This is a genomic window from Bradyrhizobium sp., from assembly GCF_030654605.1.
Lineage (GTDB): Bacteria > Pseudomonadota > Alphaproteobacteria > Rhizobiales > Xanthobacteraceae > Bradyrhizobium.
On record NZ_JAURXB010000142.1, the window covers coordinates 25400 to 45291 of the forward strand.

Here is a 19892-nt window from a genome sequence, read left to right on the forward strand (position 1 = left end):
GCTCAGGCCCAACCGCCGCCTGAGAAGATCACCATGTTGTCATTGACGCTGCGAACGCCGGGCGTGGTTTCCGCCGCGACCTTGATGGCTTTTCGCTCGGCTTTGGATTCGGCGAGTCCCCAGAGATCAACCACGCCGTCGGATACGGTGACGTTCAGCAGTGCCGTGTGAGCCCAGGGCTCTGCCTGCAGGCTGGAGAGGATTCGGTCGCGAATGGCCTTGTCGGATGGCGTCACTTGGAGCACCTGGCGCGCGCTGGCGACCGCCTGAAGGAGATTGGCGCGGCTGACGATTCCGACGATCTGACCGTTCTCCAGGATCGGCAGCCGCTTGATCGCATTCTTCTCCAGCACGGTGGCAATCTCGTGCAGGGGTGTCTCGGGAGCGGCCGTGATGACGGTGCGGGTCATGACATCCGCCACCTTGCGGCTGTGCGACTTGACATATTCGGCGGCGAGCGTGTCGGCCTCGGTAAAGGCGCGAAGCCACCAGGAGCGACGTCGTTCCGTACCCGCCTCGACGCGGTGCAGCAGGTCGCCTTCGCTGACAATGCCGACGAGCTTGCCGTTGTCGTCAACGACCGGGGCCGCGCTGATATTTCTTTCGAGAAACTGAGCCGCAACCTCCTGAACGGTCGCGGAGGGTTTGACGGTCACGACCGGCGTAACCATGACATTGCGGGCTTGCATGAAAAATCTCCCTTGTTCGGATGACAGCTGAGGACTCGGTCCCGCATTTGTCGTTGATTCAAGTCAAGTGACGGGCTCCACCAACTCGTCGCGCTCGATCCAGCGCCGGACCTCAGCCGGGGCAGTACGAATCTGGTCCGAACTCAAGCTTATGCCAATCATGGTCGACCTCCCGGGACAGGGCCTTGGTGGCATCGTTCGGCGATATCGATGTTGATCGGGATCAATCGGGACGCGGCAGCACCGGTATCGCGTGAAAGCGCACAGCGGTCAGTCGGCCTTTCGCAGGATCCACCGTTCACCGGATTTTTCGTATTTGCGCTTCACTGCCGCCCAGGCGACGCGGTGCGCGGTGCTCTCGCGCCGTTGGGGGCCGCGCCGGGCGTATTGTGTCCAGGCGCCGTTGAACGCGCCGAGATAGATCTCCTGCGCATGCCGCGGCAAATGGGCCTGGATGGACGGCGGAAGATCTTCGACGGATTGGTAGGGCAACCGACCGCCCTCCGCGTTGGATGGCTGGTGACAAAACGCCTCAAATCCTACCTACCTCCCGCGCGAGCAACGTCAATTGATCCAGAGCAAGCGGGGGCACCCGGCGCTTGCTAATTATGTCGGCACCGTCGGCGTTCGTCCGGCCAGGGCACCGTTCTGAAATTTCGAAGTGACGGGAGACAAAGGAAAAATGGAATCGGACCCGTCGTCACGAAAGCAGACTGTCGCCATCGGCTATATTTTCGCGGCCAGCATCGGCATGCTGCTGCTGCAATGGGTTCTGGCGACCTACAATACCGTCGATACAATTCCCTACAGCGAGTTCGAACAACTGGTGTCCGAGGGGCACGTCACCGAGGTCGCCGTCGGCCAGGATACCATCCAGGGCAAGTTGAAAGACAAGCTGCCGAGCGGCAAGTCGGCCTTCATCACGGCGCGGGTCGACGCGGCGCTGGCCGAGAAGCTGGCCGCGAAAGGTGTCGTGGTCACCGGCGTTCCCTCGGGCGGGCTGTTCCAGACCATTCTGTCTTGGATCGTTCCCGGGCTGATGTTCTATTTGATCTGGGTCTTCCTCGGACGCCGGCTGGCGGATCGGCAGGGCTTTGGCGGACTGATGTCGATCGGAAAGTCTCGGGCCAAAGTCTACGTCGAAAAGGACACCAAGGTCACCTTCGCCGACGTTGCCGGCGTCGATGAGGCCAAGTTCGAGCTGCAGGAAGTCGTATCTTTCCTCAAGGACCCCAAGAGCTACGGCCGGCTCGGTGCCCACGTGCCCAAGGGGATTCTGCTGGTGGGACCGCCCGGCACCGGCAAGACCTTGCTTGCCCGCGCCGTGGCTGGCGAGGCCGGGGTTGCATTCTTTTCCATCTCTGGCTCCGAGTTCGTGGAGATGTTCGTCGGCGTCGGCGCCGCCCGGGTCCGCGATCTGTTCGAGCAGGCGCGCAAGGCGGCACCCTGCATCATCTTCATCGATGAGCTCGACGCGCTCGGACGCAGCCGCTCGCCCGGCGCGTTCGGCGGCTACGATGAAAAAGAGCAGACCCTGAACCAGCTGCTTGCCGAGCTCGACGGCTTCGATCCCTCGGCCGGCGTCATCCTGCTGGCCGCCACCAACCGGCCCGAAATCCTCGATCCCGCGCTGCTGCGCGCAGGACGCTTCGACCGGCAGGTGCTGGTGGATCGTCCCGACAAGAGCGGCCGTGTCGCCATCCTGAAGGTGCACATCCGCAAGATCCGTGTCGGCGGCGATGTCGATCTGGACAAGATCGCAGCCCTCACCACCGGTTTCACCGGCGCCGACCTGGCCAACCTGATCAACGAGGCGGCTATCGCCGCCACCAGGCGCGATGCCGACGAGGTTTCGTTCGGTGATTTCACGGTCGCGATCGAGCGCATCGTTGCCGGGATCGAGAAGAAGAGCCGGGTGCTCGGCAAGCACGAGCGCCGCAGGGTCGCCTATCACGAGATGGGGCACGCCCTGGTCGCGGCCAGTCTGCCGGGTGTCGATCCCGTACAGAAGGTCTCGATCATTCCCCGCGGCGTCGGCGCGCTGGGCTACACCATGCAGCGGCCGACCGAAGACCGGTTTCTGCTGTCGGCGAGCGAACTCAGGAACCGGATCGCCGTGTTGATGGGCGGCCGCGCCTCCGAGCGCCTGGTGTTCGACGGCGACGTCTCGACGGGTGCGGCTGATGACTTGCAGCGGGCAACCGAAATTGCCGTGGAGATGGTGACGAAATACGGCATGGACGCGAAAGTGGGGCAACGTACCTATGCGCCGCGGCCCCAGACCTTCCTGCCATCCCTGCAGGACACCGTCGTCGGTGCCGCGGAGGCGACCGGGCGCGAGATCGATCTGGCGGTGCGCGATCTGATCGAGGCCGGTGCCGCCTGCGCGCACGCCATTCTCGAGAGACGACGCGGCGATCTCGATGCCGGCGTCGAACTCCTGATCGCCCGGGAGTCGCTGACATCGGAGGAGTTTGCGCCGCTGCGCCCGGTCGCCGAGCGAGAGATGGCAGAGCGACGAACCATTCCAGGCCCACCCACGGTCATTGATGAACGAACCCACCGAGAACAAGGTTTTCAGGAGAGCCAGCATGAACAAGCTCAAGATCCCGCATAATGCTTTCGTGTTCGTCGGCGACGGCCGCAAAGCCCTGTTCCTGCGTAATGACGGCGACGAGAAGTTTCCGAATCTCAAGACCGAGAAGGTCTTTGAGGAAGAAAATCCATCCAGCCATGAGCAAGGCACCGAGCGGCCGGGCCGGGTCAGCAAGGGATCGCAGACAGGCCAGCGAAGCGCCGTCGAACCCACCGACTGGCATGACATCGAGGAGCATCATTTCGCCAGAAAGGTCGCCGCCGCGTTGGAACAGGTGATCCGCGAACGGAAGGTGCAGGCCCTGGTCGTGGTGGCTCCGCCAAGGACCCTCGCCGAGCTGCGCGACGCCTTCCATTCCGATGTAAAGGCCTGCATCATTGCCGAGATCAACAAGGACCTGACCAAGCAGCCGGTCTGGGAAATCGAGAAGCATCTGACCGGCGATGCCGGTTCGCACTGAGTCATTGCGCGGCCTGGCGGAGGAGCACATGCGAGACTCAGACGGAAACGAGGAGGCAGGGGCGGCATCGCCCCCGCGAAAAAGTACGCCCTCGGAACAGCTCGACGAGGCACGGCGCCTGATCGAAAGCGAGCAGGTCGACGTCGAGCGCGCGGTTCCTGCGGATCACGACGAGCCGGTCGAGGGCGAAAAGCCGCATGAGCGGCCGGACCCGCCGGTGTTCGACGAGTGAGGGACGACATCGGCCGGATCACGCCGGCGCGGCGGCTGTTTCGTCATTCGCCAGCCGGCCGTCGACGACGTGAATCCGGCGGTGCATTTGCGATGCCAGATTGAGATCATGGGTGACGGCGACCACGGTCTTGCCGCGCAGCGCCACCAGATCGCGCAGGATGCCGAACACCTGCGTGGTGGAAACGGAATCGAGGCTTCCGGTCGGTTCGTCCGCGAGAATGACCGGGGGATCGTTGGCCAGCGCCCGCGCCACCGCCACGCGCTGGCGCTGGCCGCCGGACAATTGATCCGGAGTTTTGTGCCTGTGATCGCCGAGCCCGAACGAATCCAGCAGTTCTTCGGCACGCGCCACGATGGCGCGGGGCGGCAATCGGCCGAGCGCCCGCATCGGCAGTGCGACATTTTCCGTGATCGAGAATTCAGGCAGCAGGAAATGAAACTGGAAGACGAACCCCAGTCGGGTGAGCCGCACTTCCGCCCGCTCGTCTTCGGTCATGACGGTGGTGGATTGGCCGTCGATCAGGACTTCGCCCGTTGTCGGAAGATCCAGCAGTCCCAACAGGTACAGCAGCGACGATTTTCCTGAACCGGAGGGGCCGGTGATGGCGATGAATTCGCGCGGCAGGATGGCGAGGCTGATGTCCTGTACCAGCGTGACCGGTACGATTCCAGCGAGGACCTTGCTGACACCGCGCGCCTCGATCAGGGCCGCACTCATGTCGCGCCCCGGATGATGTCGACCGGGTGCAGTCGCGCCGCCGATCGGGCCGGGAAATAGCCGGCCACCACGCTCGACAGCAAGGCCACGCCGGTGGCCAGCAAGTAATGCTTTACCGAATAGAGCACGGGCAGGTGGTTGTAGTCGGAGAACGGGGTCTTGAATTCCAGCGACGCCAGCCCGCGGGTCAGCAGATAGCCGAAGATCCAGCCCAGCACCGCGCCGACCAGGCCGACCAGCAGCGACTCGACGATGAAGACGGCCCGGATGGTGTGGTCCCGGAAACCCAGCGATTTCAGGATGGCGATGTCGCGCGTTTTCTCGTGGGTGATGGTCGAAATGATGTTGTAGGTGCCGAAGCTCGCGACCAGCAGGATCGCGCCGACGATGGTGTACATCAGCACGTTGCGCAGCGTGATCGCCGACAACAGATCCTCCTGCGCCTCCTGCCAGGAGATGGATTTGTAGCCCGTCTGTTCGCCGATCCGCTCCGAGATCAGCCGGGCCGCCATCGGGTCGCGGGTGCGGACGCGGATCTCGTTGACGATGCCGGTCTGCCTTTCCAGCACTTGCGCGGTCTTGAGCAGGACATAACCGGTAGTCTCGTCGGTCATGCGGAATCCGGTATGGAAGGTGCCGACGACGGTGGCGTTCATGCTGGCGCCTTCGGCCGAGGCCAGCGTGATATTGGAATTGACCCGTGCGCCGATCTTGTTGGCGAGGCGGTCGCCGAGCAGGATGGCGTTGGATGCGCGATACAGCGAGTTCAGCGTTCCCTGCTTCATGTGGGTCGCGATATTGGAGACGTCGGCCTCGGTGCGGGGATCGATGCCGATGATCGAGGTGGTCAGGTTGCGTCCGGCGAACCGCAGCACCGCCTTCGACTGCACCGACGGGGTCAGCGCCCCGGGCACCCAGGTTTGCAGCGACGCGATGGTCGCCATCGGATTCTTGATGCCGGGACGACGGACATCAGGCGTCAGGCCATGGAACTCGGCGGCGGCATAGACGATGTCGGCCGGCTGCCGCGTCGGCTCGCGCAGTTCATCGGTGATGGAGATATGCGGCAGCGCGTCGACCAGGGTCCTGATGAAATCGTCCTGTGACCCCTCCATCATCGCCGCCATCATGATGGAGAATCCGACACCGGTCATGACGCCGGCGATTGCCACCAGCGTCTGGCGCGCGCGGTGGCGGACATGGGTCCAGGCTATGGTCAGGATAAGGTTCACGGCACGGCCGGTTCCGCCAGCACCGGGCGCACCCGCGATCCACCCTTGATATTGGTGGTGGCGGGAGCGGCGACCAGTTCGCCCTCGCTGGCGCCGCCGACGATCTCCACCATGCCGGTGCCGCGAATCCCCGTTTCGACCTTGCGCAGCCGGGCGCGATTGTTTTCGACCGTCATCAGGCTGTTGTTGACCACGGCGTTGGCCGGAACCAGAAGCACGTCCTGTTTCTCGCGGCTGACAATATTGGCTTCGACGCTCATGCCCACCCGCAACGGGGTATCGTCGGGCAAGCCGATCCGCACGCGGAAGGTCTTGGAGACGGGATCTCCGGCCGGCGTGATCTGCTTGACCACTCCCGGCAGCACCTGACCGATGAACGCGTCGGTGCGCAACAGCGCCTTCTGAGCGACCTTGACGCGGGGGATGTCTTCCTCGTTGACGTCGGCGACGACCCACAACGGCTTTTCCAGGCCGATACGGTAGAGAATCGTGCCGGGCTCCACCATGTCGCCGACTTCGCCGTCCTCCTTGAGAACGGTGCCATCCATCGGCGAAACCAACTTGAAGTATTCCAGCCGCTGGGCCTGGGCGGCGATCTGCGCCTGAATCCGCGCAAGGTCGCTCTCGGCGCGCTGATGGGCCTGCGAGGTCGCGACCCCGCGCGCCAACAATTGCGACTGACGGTCGAATTCCCGGCGCTGGAACTCCTCCAGCGCGCGCAGATCGTTCAGCGTGGCCAGCGCTTCCTTGTCATCGAGGCGCGCCAGAACGTCGCCCTTCCTGACGCTTTTGCCCTCGCACCGGCAACGCTCGATAATGCGGCCGCGTACCAGCGGCGTCGAACGCGACCAGGTCTCGGGCTCGACCGAGCCGGTTGCATAGACAATTTCCGCGGCGGCGCCGCGCGTAATCCGGGCGACGGTAATGACCGGCCCGCGAGACAGCCACCATGCCGTGGCCGCCAGCGCGGCGGCCACCAGCGCTGCCGCGAGCAGCTTCCATGCGTATGAACGCCGATTGCCTGCCGTTGACCGGGTTGCGGCGTCGGTCGTTTCGGTTGGCGTAACCCTCATGTCCATGATCGACTAAAACCGATCCTGGATCACGGAGGCGTCAGCCACGGCCCGACCCGCCGGCCGAAGCCGCCCTGACAGGAGCGATTTTGAAATATTGCTTGGCATAGGCGACGATCTCGCGATCGCTGGGGTGATCCGCGGCCTCGACGGCGACGATGCGATCGCCGATTTTCGAATGTTGCCCGCGGAGATATTTGGCGAACTCGGTCTTGGCGCTGGCGGGGCCGATGATCAGGATTTCGCCGGCGTCGCTGACGGCGTTCATCACCTCGGCCAAAAACTCCTTGTCGGGCGCGGCATGACCGCTGCCGATCGAGCCGGCCTTGTGGTGGAGGTGCTTGGTGGGCAAATGCGGGTGCATGACGATCTCGTCGTCGCCCGATCGCCCGACGTGGAACACCTTGGCCTGCGAGTGATCGATCCAGACGATGGCATGGAAGTGGGTCGGCATGTTTGTATCCTTTGTCGATCGGCAGCGTTCCGCCGGTCGTTTTTGAAGTCGTGGCTTGATGCGCGGAGGCGGCCGCGCATCTCCGAACGTAATTACCGCAATGGCGTATTGGCCGATTGATTCAGGTCAACCGAAGCAGGCCCGGACGCGACCTTGTTCAGCCGCACTGCCGCCGCCAACTCAGTGCGAAAACAACGTGGGGACAGTGAGCGTCTCGAACATGCCGCGCGTCACTCCGCCCAGGATGAATTCCCGAAGTCTGGAATGGCCGTAGCCGCCCATCACGATCAGATCGCTGTCGTTGTCGGCCGCCAGCGACAGGATGGTATTGTGAATGTTCGAGGTATCGGCCGTCAGCCGGTGAGCGGTTACGGGCAGATCGCGCCGGGCGAGATGGGCGATCAGGGCCGACAGCGATGCTGCGCCGGCAGTCTCTTCGTGCTCGTTGATAGCCACGACGTCGATGGCTTTGGCCTTGCGAAGGAAGGGCGCGGCATTGTGGACGGCCCGCGCCGCCGGCGCCTTGCCGTCCCAGCAGATCAATACGCGGTCCGTCCTGAAGGCCCCGCGGTTGATGTAGGGAATCATCAGCATCGGCCGCCCCGAGCCGAACAGCACCGCCTCGGACAGGAAATCGGTCTGGCTGGGGTTGGAACTGTCCGGCTGTGCGACGATGCTCAGATCATAGAGCCGCGACATCTCCGTCACGATGCGGGTCGCGGCATAGGAAACGTTGAACGTGCTCCTGGCATCGTGCGGGATATCGAGGCGTCTCGTCGTGATCTCGAACTGGTCGAGCACGGCGGCGGCCTGTTCCACGCCGCTGTCGTATTGAGCCGCCATGACGACGGCGGATGCCTCGAAGGCGATCATGGGATTGATGGCCTGATAGGCGCAGGCGATGCCATCGAGATGAGCCTCGAACAGGACGGCGACTGCAGCGGCGCAATCGATCAGGGGGCCGGCAGGCCGATCGACCGGAAGGAAAACAGCGATATCGTTCGGCATGATGGAACGCTCACGGGTTGCAGAAGGTTAGGATGCCCGCATCCGACCCAGGCGTTTTGATCTATCTCATGCCTTTGGCTGCCCGTTCAAAAAAAACAGGCGCGCCGGCTGACCGGCACACCTGTTGTCATGTTCCAGGCGTAACGGATACGCCGATGTAAGCCGCGATCAGTACGGGCAGACGACGCGACCCCAGCGGCGGCTGTAATAGCAACCACCGCCGCGCACAACCGGCGCAACGTAGACGCCGCCGTAGCCGTAACCGCGTCCGTAGCCGTAACCGCGTCCGTAGCCTCTGCCGCGAGCGTAGCCCCTGGCATAGCCTCTGCCGCCGCCTCGACCGCGGCCCCTTTGGGCTTCCGCCGACGACGTCGATGCGGCCAGGAACAGACCTGACGTGCCGACGACGCTGACCATATAGACGAAGACCAGAGCCGTAGCCGCGAGGAAGCGCGAAAGGATGTTGTAGCGTTTAGCCATTTAGGATCTCCCAGGTCATTCCAATCACCGTCAACTTCAAGCTTGGCTTTTGTGGACTCGCGAGGCCCCGCCCGACGTTCCGGTACGTGTTTAACAGCAATACAAAATGTTGTTCGTGTGGCTTGGTGGGATGCTATGGGGTAGCGCATGCGAGGTCAAGTTACAGTCTCAACCGGCGCAAGATGAACAAACGTTCAACATCATGTGTCGGCACAACATGAACAAAGGTTCAAACGTCGGCTCGCTTGAAAATATTGTGCATTGCGCAATTTTTACTCTAGGCAAGCGCGCGAGCCGGTTCTGCCAAACGATGCCCCAATTCTGCCGACAATAACGCTCGGCAAGACTAGGAATTACCCGACATTGATCTCGATCCAGTCCCTCGTCCATTTCATCCTGAAGAGTGCCGATGCCCAAACAACACACCTACGTTCTCGGCCTGAATACCTACGACCATGATGTGAGTGCCTGCCTGCTGCGAGACGGCGTCATCGCGTTCGCGATCGCCAAAGAGCGAATCACCCGCGACAAGCACGCCTCCGGTTTCTACAGCGAGGTGATCGACTATTGTCTGGATGCCGAAGGCATCACGCTCGATGACGTCGATCTGATCGTTCGCAATTGCTACATTCTGCCGGTTCCGGAAATGGAAGAACGGCTGGTCTACCAGGACATGCCGGGCTTCCTGCCCGAGCATGAACGCCCCGGGGCCGCCAAACATCCGCTTTATCTGTCGCAGTCCGACAAGGTGGTGTCGATCTCGCATCATCTGGCGCACGCCTACAGCGCCTTCGCCGTCTCGCCGTTCGAGGAAGGCGTCGTGATGATCGTCGACGGCGTCGGCAGCTATCGGTCCGACGTGATGGAATCCTATCCGGCAAGCGACGCCGCCACGCCGCTCGCGCGTGAGTCCGAGAGCTATTACAAATTCGCAGGCACCAGGCTGGAATGCCTGAAGAAGGTCTGGATGGAGCCCGATCGCGGCTTCCTGAGCGACGAGTTCTACAACATGCCGGGCCTTGGCGCGCTCTACAGCCGGGCCTCGTCCTACATCTTTGGCGACTGGAACAAGTGCGGCGAGCTGATGGGGCTGGCGCCGTACGGCAGGAAGGAGCAGGTCAGGCACCTGCTCGAGCTCACCGATGGCACCTTGCACGTTCCGCACTGGACCACGGAGTTCAAGCAGCCCTACATCATGGGCAGCGGTGAAAAATGGGAAACCAGCCCGTCGATGCGGCATTGGGAGGATCTCGCCTGGCGGGTTCAGGACGACACGGAAAACGTGTTGCTCGCGCGTGCCCGCTGGCTGCGCGAAACGACCGGCGCCAAGAACCTCACCATCGCCGGCGGCGTCGCGCTGAACTGCGTGGCCAATGGCCGGGTGGCGCGGGAGGCCGGTTTTGAAAATGTCTGGATTCAGCCGGCGGCCGGCGACGACGGCATTGCGATCGGCTGCGCCTATTACGGCTGGCTGGAAATCCTGAAGCGGCGCCGCAAGTTCGTGATGGATCATTCCTATGTCGGCAAGGTCTATCCCGATCAGGATATCGAAAAAGCCACGCAGAGATTTCTGGTTCGCATTCAGACGACAGCGGTGCGCAGCGACAATATCTGCCGCGACACCGCGAAACTGCTCGCCGACCAGAAGGTGATCGGCTGGTTTCAGGGCGGTTCGGAGTTCGGGCCGCGTGCGCTCGGCAATCGCAGCCTGCTGGCCGACCCGCGCAAGCCGGAGATGAAGGATATCCTCAACAGTCGCGTCAAGCACCGCCAGCCGTTCCGTCCGTTCGCGCCGATCGTGCTCGCCGAGCGGGTCAGGGAGATCTTCGAAGGCGAGGAGGACTCTCCGTTCATGCTGATCGCCAAGACCGTCCGCCCGGAATGGCGCGACCGGATTCCGGCGATCGTTCATGTCGACGGCACGGCGCGCGTTCAAACCGTCCGCGAGCAAACCAATCCGGTGCTGTATCGGCTGCTGAAGGAGTTCGAGGCGCTGACCGGCGTTCCCGTGCTGATCAATACGTCGTTCAACGTCAAGGGCGAGCCGATCGTCGAGACGCCGCGCGATGCCATGATCTGCTTCCTGACGACCGGGATCGATCATCTGGTCCTGCACGACACGCTGGTGTCGAAGAATGCGCTGCACCGGGTGGTCGGGCCGCTGGTCGAAATTTATGCCGACATCGCGACAATGGTGGCGTCCGGCACACGGCAGGGCTGACCGGCCGCGATGCCTGACGGCGCCGCGGCGCGGACCGATCAGGCCGCCTTGGGCGGCGCCATCGGCTTGGGCAGCGGTTTGTCCTGCCGCTTCGACCAGGAGATGTAGTAGGCGACCAGCGTCATGATCGCGATCCCGGACACGCTGACGAAAATCTGCGCCAGCAGCGAGCCCGAGCTCATCATCAGTTCGAAGTGACCGACGAAGGACAGGAAAACGCCGACGCAGAACACCGCGAGCGATTGCTGGCCGCAGACCACGAGCGGATCGAACACTTTCCATTCCAGCCCCGGCCAATCCTTCGGCACGAAGCGGATGACCATGATCACGATCACCACGAAATGCAGGAAGCGGTAGGGAGCGAGGAAGGTTTTGTCGTTGTGCTTGAAGATCTCATAGAGCCAGTGCGGGAGCAGGGCGCCGAAATCCGGAAACTTGGCGGCCATTGTCATGACCATCGCAAAGACGAGATAGGCGATGCAGAAATACAGGGTGATGGGCAGATCGACAATCCATCGCGCCCGCTTGGCGCCGCCGAGCGCGCACCATGAGCCGAACACGAACAGCACCTGCCAGCAGAACGGGTTGAAGTACCAGGCCCCGGCCGGATAGGCCGACAGGTTCCAGCCGAATTGCCGGGAGAGCAGCCACAGCACGATCGACGCCACCATGGTCAGGTCGGGTTGGCGCAGCATCAGCCACAGCACCGGCGGAAACAATCCCATCAGCACGATGTAGAGCGGCAGCACGTCCAGATTGACCGGCTTGAACTTGAGCAGCAGGCCCTGGCGCAGGGTTTCGATCGCCTGGTCGCCGGCAAGGCCCGCCAGATTGAACTCGTTGATGATCTCCGCATCGCTGAAGCGCAGCGCGACATAGCCGATCGCGACGATGTAGATCACGAACAGGAAGACGTGAGCGACGTAGAGCTGCCAGACGCGCTTGGTGAGGCGGGTGGCGCCGACGATAAAGCCGCGTTCCAGCATCATCCGGGCGTAGACGAAAGAGGCGGTGTATCCCGAAATAAAGACGAACAGATCCGCGGCGTCACTGAAGCCGTAATTCCGGGTGGTGATCCAGTTCACGACGTTGTCGGGGATGTGATCCAGATAGATCGCCCAGTTTGCGACGCCGCGAAACAGGTCGAGCCGGAGATCGCGTCCCTTTTCGGGCAGTGTTGCATTGATTTTCATGGGTGCCGTTTCGAAGTGATGCTTTCGACGATGTCGGACCGCAGGCGAGGGGGCCTCAGCCGCGCGGCTGGCCGAGATTGTCACAGCGCAGCATAATGATTATACGGGTGGCAGAAAATGTAACATCCGGGACCGGGAATCACCGATCAAATTCTCGAAAGGTGTTTCTATACTATCCCGGCCGCTTCTACCACGCGCTTTCCATGCCGCAGATATCACGGGGCCCTGACATCCATGACCGCACGCATCTTCAAGCCCGCCAAAAACGCGATGCAATCGGGGACCGCCAAGACCAGGGACTGGCAGCTGGATTATGAGCCGGAGCAGCCGCGGGCAATCGAGCCCTTGATGGGCTGGACCTCTTCCGGCGACATGAAGCAGCAGCTTACGATCCGATTCGACACCAGGGAGGACGCCGTCGCCTATTGCGAGCGCGAGGGCATTCCCTACCAGGTGATCGAGCCGAAGGAGCCGGCACGCCGCCAGGCCGCCTATGCCGACAATTTCGCCTTCCGGCGCGGCGAGCCCTGGACCCACTAGGCTTGGACCCACCAGGCTTGGACCCACCAGGCTTGTACCCTCACGGCTTGGACCCTCAAGGCTTGGACCCTCCTGGCTTGGACCCTCAAGGCTTGGACCCTCAAGGCTTGGAGCCTCAAGGGAGGGCGCGAGGTGAGGCGCAAAATTGCCCGAGGGAATGTCGGGAAAAAGACATTTCAGAGGGGCAATTTGACCTAATAGCGCTAATGTCGCCTCCAAGTGTCGTCTCGGGCATGGTCGCTTCGTCAAGTTGAGGTTGCGCCCGACGACGGCCGAATGACATCTAAACGCAAGCCCGATGCCGGATTGCGGCGCACCCTAACTGCGGAAACCCATGCCGCTTCATTCCACGATTGACACCACATCCCAGGATTTTGCCCGCAATGCCGAGGCGATGCGGGCGTTGGTCGCCGAACTGCGCGGAAAACTCGACCAGGTGGCCGGCGGCGGCGGCAAGGTCTCTCGCGCGCGCCATACCGCGCGCGGCAAAATGCTGGCCCGCGAACGCGTCGACCTCTTGATCGATCCCGGTACGGCGTTTCTCGAGCTGTCGCCGCTGGCGGCCCATGGCCTCTATGGCGGCGATGTGCATTCGGCCAGCGTCATCACGGGCGTCGGGCGGATATCGGGGCGCGAATGCGTCGTCGTCGCCAACGATGCCACCATCAAGGGCGGCACCTATTATCCGATGACGGTGAAGAAGCATCTGCGCGCCCAGGATATCGCGCGGCAGAACAATCTGCCTTGCGTCTATATGGTCGATTCCGGTGGCGCCTTCCTGCCGATGCAGGACGAGATTTTCCCCGACGAGCGGCATTTCGGTCGCATTTTCTACAACCAGGCGCAGATGTCGGCGCATGGCATCCCGCAGATCGCCATCGTGATGGGCTCCTGCACCGCCGGCGGCGCCTACGTCCCGGCGATGTCGGACGAGAGCATCATCGTGCGCAACCAGGGCACGATCTTTCTCGGCGGGCCGCCGCTTGTGAAGGCCGCGACCGGCGAGGTGGTGACGGCGGAAGAACTCGGCGGCGCCGACGTGCACTCGCGGCAATCCGGCGTCACCGATCATTACGCGCAGAACGACGCGCATGCGATCGGCATCGCCCGGCGCATCGTCGCCACGCTGAAGCCGCCGGTCCGCGCCAGCCTGAACATGCGCGAGCCGCGCGAGCCGTTGTTTGCGCCCGAGGAAATCTATGGCGTGGTCTCCGCCGACGGCCGCAAGCCGTTCGACGTTCATGACATCATCGCCCGGCTGGTCGACGGCTCGGAATTCGATGAATTCAAGAAGCTGTACGGCCAGACCCTGATTTGCGGCTTCGCCCATATCTGGGGCCATCCGGTCGGCATCATCGCCAACAACGGCATCCTGTTCAGCGAGAGTTCGCTGAAGGGCGCGCATTTCATCGAACTGTGCTGCCAGCGCAATATCCCGCTGGTGTTCCTGCAGAACATCACCGGCTTCATGGTCGGCAAGAAATACGAGGCCGGCGGCATCGCCCGCGACGGCGCCAAGCTGGTGACGGCGGTGGCCACCGCCGGCGTGCCGAAATTCACCGTCGTGATCGGCGGCTCCTACGGCGCCGGCAATTACGGCATGTGCGGCCGCGCCTACAGCCCGCGTTTTCTCTGGATGTGGCCGAACGCCCGCATCTCCGTGATGGGCGGCGAACAGGCTTCCATGGTGCTGGCCCAGGTCCGGCGCGACGGCATCGAGGCCAAGGGCGAGACATGGTCGGCCGAGGAAGACGACAAGTTTCGTGCGCCAATTCGCGCCCAGTATGAAAGCCAGGGCAGCCCCTATTACGCCACCGCGCGGCTCTGGGATGACGGCGTGATCGATCCCGCCGATACCAGGCTGGTGCTCGGCCTGGGGTTATCGGCGTCGGCCAACGCGCCGATCGAGCCGACCCGTTTCGGCCTGTTCAGGATGTGATGATGAAAGGCCAAACCCAAGCGCACTCCCAGTACCGGCGATTTCGCACCCTCCTGATCGCCAACCGCGGCGAGATCGCCTGCCGGGTGATCCGCACCGCAAGGGCCATGGGCCTGCGCACGGTGGCGGTCTATTCCGAAGCCGACGCCGATTCCATGCATGTCGCGATGGCGGATGAGGCCGTGTTGCTCGGTCCGGCGCGGGCGCGCGACAGCTATCTCAACATCGAGCGCGTGATCGAAGTGGCGCGGCAGACCGGCGCCGAGGCCGTGCATCCCGGCTATGGATTCTTGTCCGAGAGCGCCGAATTCGCGCAGGCCTGCCTCGACGCGGGCCTGGTGTTTGTCGGCCCGACCGCCGCGATGATCCGGTTGATGGGGTCGAAGTCGGGTTCGAAAATGCTGATGGAGGAAGCCGGCGTGCCGCTGGTGCCCGGCTACCACGGCGAGGCCCAGGACGACGCCACGCTGGCTGCGGCGGCCGACAAGGCCGGCTACCCGGTGCTGGTCAAGGCTTCCGCCGGCGGCGGCGGCCGCGGCATGCGGGTGGTGCGCGCGGCCGGTGAGCTTGCCGCTGCTCTCGTCAGCGCCAGGCGTGAGGCCAAGGCCGCGTTCGGCGACGACCGCATGCTGATCGAGAAATTCGTCCAGAATCCGCGCCATATCGTAGTGCAGATCATCGGCGACAGCCACGGCAATCTGCTGTCGCTGTTCGAGCGCGAATGCACGCTGCAGCGGCGGCATCAGAAGGTGATCGAGGAAGCGCCGTCGCCGACGCTGAATGCGGCCCAGCGCGAGACCGTCTGCGCCGCTGCACGAAAAGCCGCCGGGGCGGTCAATTACGTCGGCGCCGGCACCATCGAATTCGTGTCCGACGGCAAGGATGTGTTCTTCATCGAGATGAACACCCGGCTGCAGGTCGAGCATCCCGTCACCGAACTGATCACGGGCATCGATCTCGTGGAATGGCAGTTGCGGGTGGCGTTCGGCGAAACGCTGCCGCTGACGCAGGATCAGATCACGCTCAACGGCCACGCCATCGAGGCGCGGGTCTATGCCGAAAATCCGCACAAGAATTTCATGCCGTCGGTCGGCCGCATCAGGACATGGCACACGCCGGCCGAAGTGAACGGCCTGCGCATCGATGCGGGCTATCGCACGGGCGACGCGGTCTCGCCGCACTACGACGCCATGCTGGCCAAGGTGATTGCCTGGGCGCCGACCCGCGACGAGGCCATCGATCGCCTCAACCGCGGCCTCGGGGAGAGCGATGTCCGCGGCATCGTCAGCAACATTCCCTTCCTGTCGGCGCTGGTGACGCATCCGCAAGTGCGCGCCAATACCATCGATACCGGCTTCATCGAACGCGAATTGAAGAACCTGACGCCGGCAGCACCGGTTCCGCACGATCTCGAGCTGGGTGCGGCCGTGGTCGCCATTCTCGGCGAGGAAACAAAGCGCGCCGGTGCGGAAGCACATTCGCCGTGGCGGATGGCGGGCTGGATGCCGGTCGGCCGGCGGCGGCGGGTGTTCACGTTCCGGGACGGGCAGGGCGACGAACACAGGGTCAGCCTGGTCTACGGCAACGGTCCGGCGACGCTGTCGATCGGCGAGCGCGAACTGGCCTTCACCACCGCGCCCGAGGCTGCCGGCGGTTTCCAGCTCAGGCTGCACGGCATCAAATCCCATGTCGTCGCCGTCATCGAAGGCCATGAACTCTATCTGCGCACCCGCAACGGCCGCTTCGACCTGCATTGGGTCGATCCGTTCGGTGGCGAGACTGAAGAACAGGTCGGCGAGGACAAGATCGTGGCGCCGTTGCCTGGCACCGTGGTGGCGTTGCTGGCGGAAGTCGGCGCCAGGCTGGAGAAGGGAGCTCCCATTCTCACGCTGGAAGTGATGAAGATGGAGCAGACGTTGCGCGCGCCGTTCGCGGGCGTGCTGAGCGCCATCAAATGCAAGGTCGGCGATATCGTCGGCGAGGGCGTCGAACTCGCCGTGGTCGAGCCAACCGTTGTGTGAGACCAACATGAACGATTCCGTCCGCATCGTCGAAGTCGGTCCACGCGACGGCCTGCAGAACGAGAAGACGCCGGTTGGCGTCGAGGACCGCATCGCCTTCATCGAGGCGCTGCTCGGCGCTGGCTTGCGCACCGTCGAGGTTGGCGCCTTCGTGTCGCCAAAGGCGATCCCGCAAATGGTGAACTCCGATGCCGTGCTGCGCGGGGTCGATCATCATCCCGACAGCGAATTCCACGTGCTGGTGCCGAATGAGAAGGGCTATGAGGCCGCGCGCGCGGCCGGCGCCAAAGTGATCGCGGTGTTCGCCTCGGCCTCGGGAGGCTTTTCCCGCGCCAACATCAATTGCACGGTGACGGAATCGATCGAGCGCTTCAAGCCGGTGCTGGCGCGGGCCAGGGCCGACGGCATCAGAGTGCGCGGCTATATCTCCTGCGTGCTCGGCTGCCCCTTTGACGGCGAGGTGAAACCGCAAGCGGTGGTCGACGTGGCGCGGACGTTATCTGAGCTCGGCTGCTACGAGGTCTCGCTCGGCGACACCATCGGCGTCGGCACGCCGCTGAAGGCCAAAAATCTTCTGCGCGCGGTGGCCGGCAGCGTGCCGATGGCGAACCTGGCGATGCATTTCCACGACACCTATGGCCAGGCCCTTGCCAACCTCTATGCCGGGATGGAGGAGGGCTGCCGCGTGATCGATTCCGCGGCGGGCGGTCTCGGCGGCTGCCCCTATGCGCCGGGCGCCACCGGCAATGTCGCCACCGAGGACGTGGTCTACATGCTGGAAGGCATGGGCATTGCCACCGGCGTCGACATGCCGAAGCTGCTGGCGGCCACCAACACGATCAGCCGGTTGCTCGGCCGGCCGCCGGTCAGCCGGGTGGCGTCGGCGTTGAATGCCAAGGCGCCTGTGAGGTAAAATTGCACCTTATGGCTTACTGTGCATGGGGTTGTTTTCGCGATTTTGCAGAAAGCGCATCACACCGGCACATCGCTTGCGAGCTTCAGCAGGTTGGCTGAGGTCGGCGTCTTGGCGCCATAGTCCTTCCAGGCGGTATCGCGCGCAATGTCGCGCCACTGGCCCACGGTGGCGGCATCGAGCATGCTGACTCTGGCGCCGGCCTTTGCATAGACCTCGGCAACCCTGATATCGTCGTCCTGCGCGCCCTTCTTGCCGAAGGCTTCGAGTTCGGCGCCCACATTGCGGATGATGTCCTGCTGGTTTTTCGGCAGTTTGTCGAAAACCGTCTTCGACATCAGCAACGGCTCCAGCATGAACCAGTAGGATGTGCCGGCGCCCGAAGTCAGGACCTTGGAGACTTGCTCGAGCCGGAACGAAATCAGGCTGGTCGAGGAGGTGATGCCGGCGTCGCAGGCGCCGCTCTGCATCGCCGCATAGAGCTCGTTCGACGGCACCGACAGCACTTCGGCGCCCGCGGTCCGCAGCACCATATCCATCTCGCGCGAACCGCCGCGGACCTTGAGGCCCTTGACGTCTTCCGGCGCCACGACGGGCTTGGCGCGGCTGGCGACGCCGCCGGCCTGCCATATCCAGGTGAGCAGGATGATGCCCTTGTCGGCCAGAAAGTCCGTCAACAGCTTTCCGACCGGGAGCCCCTTCCAGCGCAGGCCCTGATCGTAGGTCGAGACCAGGCCCGGCATCAGCCCGATATTGGTCTCCGGCAATTCGCCGCCGGCATAGGGCAGGGGATAGAGGCTGATGTCGAGGGTGCCTTTGCGCATCGCCGAGAACTGCGCGGTGGTCTTGCTCAGCGTGGAGTCCGGAAAAACCTCCGCGGCGATCTCGCCACCGCTGCGTTTGGCGACTTCAGCCGCAAACATCCGGCAGAGCCGGTCGCGGAAATCGCCCTTGTCGATGCTGCCGCCGGGAAACTGGTGCGATATTTTCAGGGTAGTTGCAGCCTGCGCCGTTCCCGTCCCGAAACGCAGGATGGCCGGTGCGGCAAGCGCCGTGATGAGGGCTTGGCGGCGCGTGAACATGGAACTCCCTCGAATATTGTTGATTGAATATAGACTGGAATATTGCGGCGGCATTGAAGGCATCGCCCGCTTCTGCCGAAATTTTCTCTGGTCTGATATCCGGGACCGGGCTTTTGAGGAAGCCCCCCCTGGGGCGGCAGCGCGGGTTTCAACCGAAACAAGATCGGCCGGCGCGTTATCCGGAACCCACGGCCGGTAGCAAAAAGCCGGCTCGGGCGAAAAATTCTCAGGTCAAGGTAACAAACGCCATCGCGGGTCCGTCCTGAACCATAGCGGCATCCGTCGCTTGCAAGAACCGGTTTCAAGGGAAAGACCAGCCAATGACCATCAGCACCCGTATCGCACTCGGAATCTCGGCCGCGGCTCTCTCGCTCAGCCTGGCGCTGGCGCCTGCCGCCTTCGCTCAGGACAAGATGGGCAAGGACGACGGCATGAAGAAGGACACGATGTCCAAGGACGGCATGAAGAAAGATGACGCCATGTCGAAGGACGGCATGAAGAAAGACTCCATGGCCAAGGACGGCATGAAGAAAGACGACGGAATGAAGAAGTAGGTCTGCCGCCAGCTTCAGCGTCGTGTGGGCTCGCCTCCCTGGGGAGGCGGGCCTGCCACGGGCGGGGCGTCAGGCGACGCCGGCTGTCTTATCTCTTCTTGCCCTTGCCCTTGCGGGCGGCATAACGCGCGTCGCGTGCGGCCTTGCGCTCGGCCTCCAGGGCGAATTCAGCAGCGGCGGCGGCTTCCTGTTCGCGCAAGATCTGTGCGGCGGCTTCCGCGGCGGCTTGCTCCTCGCGCGCCTTTTGTTCGGCCTTGGCGGCCTCGCGCGCCAATTTGGCCTTCGCCCGTTCGGCGGCCTGCGCCTCGCGCTCGGCGCGGCGTTTAGCGACCTCGGGATCGTTGAGACCCGGCTTGGCCTTAAACTTCTCCAGGATGTTCTTCCTTGCTTCCTGCGCCGCCTTCTGCCGGTCCGCGAAGCTAGGTTCCTTGAATCCACTCATTGAAACGGCCTTGTCACTTTCGTTTGGGTGATGGGGTGATTGG

The 19892-nt window shown here is 63.4% G+C and carries 20 protein-coding genes; 9 read left to right on the top strand and 11 right to left on the bottom strand.

Annotation, left to right across the window (positions count from 1 at the left end):
* Positions 1 to 2 precede the first annotated feature (2 nt).
* Entirely contained in the window at positions 3 to 689 is a 687-nt protein-coding gene (locus Q7U29_RS13835; protein ID WP_304742309.1) for a CBS domain-containing protein, read from the bottom strand.
* Positions 690 to 959: 270 nt separating this feature from the next.
* Entirely contained in the window at positions 960 to 1181 is a 222-nt protein-coding gene (locus tag Q7U29_RS13840; protein ID WP_304742310.1) for a ChaB family protein, read from the bottom strand.
* Positions 1182 to 1371: 190 nt separating this feature from the next.
* Between Q7U29_RS13840 and ftsH the strand changes: the two genes are divergently transcribed.
* Genes ftsH through Q7U29_RS13855 form a run of 3 tightly spaced genes read left to right on the top strand, consistent with a single transcriptional unit; the run spans position 1372 to position 3977 of the window.
* On the top strand, positions 1372 to 3306 hold the full coding sequence (gene ftsH / locus Q7U29_RS13845) for an ATP-dependent zinc metalloprotease FtsH (protein WP_304742312.1): 1935 nt from the start codon (positions 1372 to 1374) through the stop codon (positions 3304 to 3306).
* Positions 3281 to 3745, top strand: coding sequence for a host attachment family protein (locus tag Q7U29_RS13850; protein WP_304742314.1), 465 nt, complete (start codon positions 3281 to 3283; stop codon positions 3743 to 3745). The genes ftsH and Q7U29_RS13850 overlap by 26 nt, the downstream gene beginning before the upstream one ends.
* Positions 3746 to 3773: 28 nt before the next feature.
* Positions 3774 to 3977, top strand: coding sequence for a hypothetical protein (locus Q7U29_RS13855; RefSeq protein ID WP_304742316.1), 204 nt, complete (start codon positions 3774 to 3776; stop codon positions 3975 to 3977).
* An 18-nt stretch (positions 3978 to 3995) separates the two neighbouring features.
* On the opposite strand, the gene Q7U29_RS13860 is transcribed toward Q7U29_RS13855, so the two are convergent.
* From Q7U29_RS13860 to Q7U29_RS13885, 6 genes are all read right to left on the bottom strand, one after another.
* Complete coding sequence (locus Q7U29_RS13860; protein WP_304742318.1) at positions 3996 to 4697, bottom strand: ABC transporter ATP-binding protein; 702 nt, start codon at positions 4695 to 4697, stop codon at positions 3996 to 3998.
* On the bottom strand, positions 4694 to 5929 hold the full coding sequence (locus tag Q7U29_RS13865; RefSeq protein ID WP_304742320.1) for an ABC transporter permease: 1236 nt from the start codon (positions 5927 to 5929) through the stop codon (positions 4694 to 4696). The genes Q7U29_RS13860 and Q7U29_RS13865 overlap by 4 nt, the downstream gene beginning before the upstream one ends.
* A complete protein-coding gene (locus Q7U29_RS13870) occupies positions 5926 to 7002 on the bottom strand; it encodes an efflux RND transporter periplasmic adaptor subunit (RefSeq protein WP_304742321.1) in 1077 nt (358 codons plus the stop codon). Before Q7U29_RS13870 ends, Q7U29_RS13865 begins: the two co-directional genes overlap by 4 nt.
* Positions 7003 to 7042: 40 nt before the next feature.
* A complete protein-coding gene (locus tag Q7U29_RS13875; protein WP_304742323.1) occupies positions 7043 to 7456 on the bottom strand; it encodes a translational machinery protein in 414 nt (137 codons plus the stop codon).
* A gap of 180 nt (positions 7457 to 7636) precedes the next feature.
* Entirely contained in the window at positions 7637 to 8464 is an 828-nt protein-coding gene (locus Q7U29_RS13880; protein WP_304742324.1) for a universal stress protein, read from the bottom strand.
* A gap of 168 nt (positions 8465 to 8632) precedes the next feature.
* Positions 8633 to 8944: a hypothetical protein gene (locus Q7U29_RS13885; protein ID WP_304742326.1), complete on the bottom strand. Its 312-nt coding sequence runs from the start codon at positions 8942 to 8944 to the stop codon at positions 8633 to 8635.
* Between the two features lie 409 nt (positions 8945 to 9353).
* On the opposite strand from Q7U29_RS13885, the gene Q7U29_RS13890 reads away from it, so the two are divergent.
* Positions 9354 to 11165 carry a carbamoyltransferase C-terminal domain-containing protein gene (locus Q7U29_RS13890; protein WP_304742328.1) on the top strand — a complete coding sequence of 604 codons (1812 nt, stop codon included), beginning with the start codon at positions 9354 to 9356 and terminating at the stop codon, positions 11163 to 11165.
* A 38-nt stretch (positions 11166 to 11203) separates the two neighbouring features.
* Here Q7U29_RS13890 and Q7U29_RS13895 read toward each other — a convergent pair whose 3' ends face one another.
* Positions 11204 to 12358 (bottom strand): OpgC domain-containing protein, encoded by a 1155-nt coding sequence (locus Q7U29_RS13895; RefSeq protein WP_304742330.1) that lies wholly within the window; start codon positions 12356 to 12358, stop codon positions 11204 to 11206.
* Between the two features lie 234 nt (positions 12359 to 12592).
* Between Q7U29_RS13895 and Q7U29_RS13900 the strand changes: the two genes are divergently transcribed.
* The 4 genes from Q7U29_RS13900 to Q7U29_RS13915 all read left to right on the top strand — a co-directional run bounded on the left by Q7U29_RS13900 (position 12593) and on the right by Q7U29_RS13915 (position 17771).
* Positions 12593 to 12898, top strand: coding sequence for an ETC complex I subunit (locus tag Q7U29_RS13900; protein WP_304742332.1), 306 nt, complete (start codon positions 12593 to 12595; stop codon positions 12896 to 12898).
* Between the two features lie 334 nt (positions 12899 to 13232).
* Complete coding sequence (locus Q7U29_RS13905) at positions 13233 to 14837, top strand: carboxyl transferase domain-containing protein (RefSeq protein ID WP_304742334.1); 1605 nt, start codon at positions 13233 to 13235, stop codon at positions 14835 to 14837.
* A 2-nt stretch (positions 14838 to 14839) separates the two neighbouring features.
* Positions 14840 to 16858 carry an acetyl-CoA carboxylase biotin carboxylase subunit gene (locus Q7U29_RS13910; RefSeq protein ID WP_304742335.1) on the top strand — a complete coding sequence of 673 codons (2019 nt, stop codon included), beginning with the start codon at positions 14840 to 14842 and terminating at the stop codon, positions 16856 to 16858.
* 7 nt (positions 16859 to 16865) lie between these two features.
* Positions 16866 to 17771, top strand: a complete 906-nt coding sequence (locus Q7U29_RS13915) for a hydroxymethylglutaryl-CoA lyase (RefSeq protein WP_304742337.1) — start codon at positions 16866 to 16868, stop codon at positions 17769 to 17771.
* A 59-nt stretch (positions 17772 to 17830) separates the two neighbouring features.
* On the opposite strand, the gene dctP is transcribed toward Q7U29_RS13915, so the two are convergent.
* On the bottom strand, positions 17831 to 18853 hold the full coding sequence (gene dctP / locus Q7U29_RS13920; protein ID WP_304742339.1) for a TRAP transporter substrate-binding protein DctP: 1023 nt from the start codon (positions 18851 to 18853) through the stop codon (positions 17831 to 17833).
* Positions 18854 to 19173: 320 nt separating this feature from the next.
* On the opposite strand from dctP, the gene Q7U29_RS13925 reads away from it, so the two are divergent.
* The gene (locus Q7U29_RS13925; protein ID WP_304742341.1) at positions 19174 to 19407 is read left to right on the top strand and encodes a pentapeptide MXKDX repeat protein; all 234 of its coding nucleotides are present in this window, start codon (positions 19174 to 19176) and stop codon (positions 19405 to 19407) included.
* 88 nt (positions 19408 to 19495) lie between these two features.
* Here Q7U29_RS13925 and Q7U29_RS13930 read toward each other — a convergent pair whose 3' ends face one another.
* A complete protein-coding gene (locus Q7U29_RS13930) occupies positions 19496 to 19849 on the bottom strand; it encodes a DUF6481 family protein (protein WP_304742343.1) in 354 nt (117 codons plus the stop codon).
* Positions 19850 to 19892 lie beyond the last annotated feature (43 nt).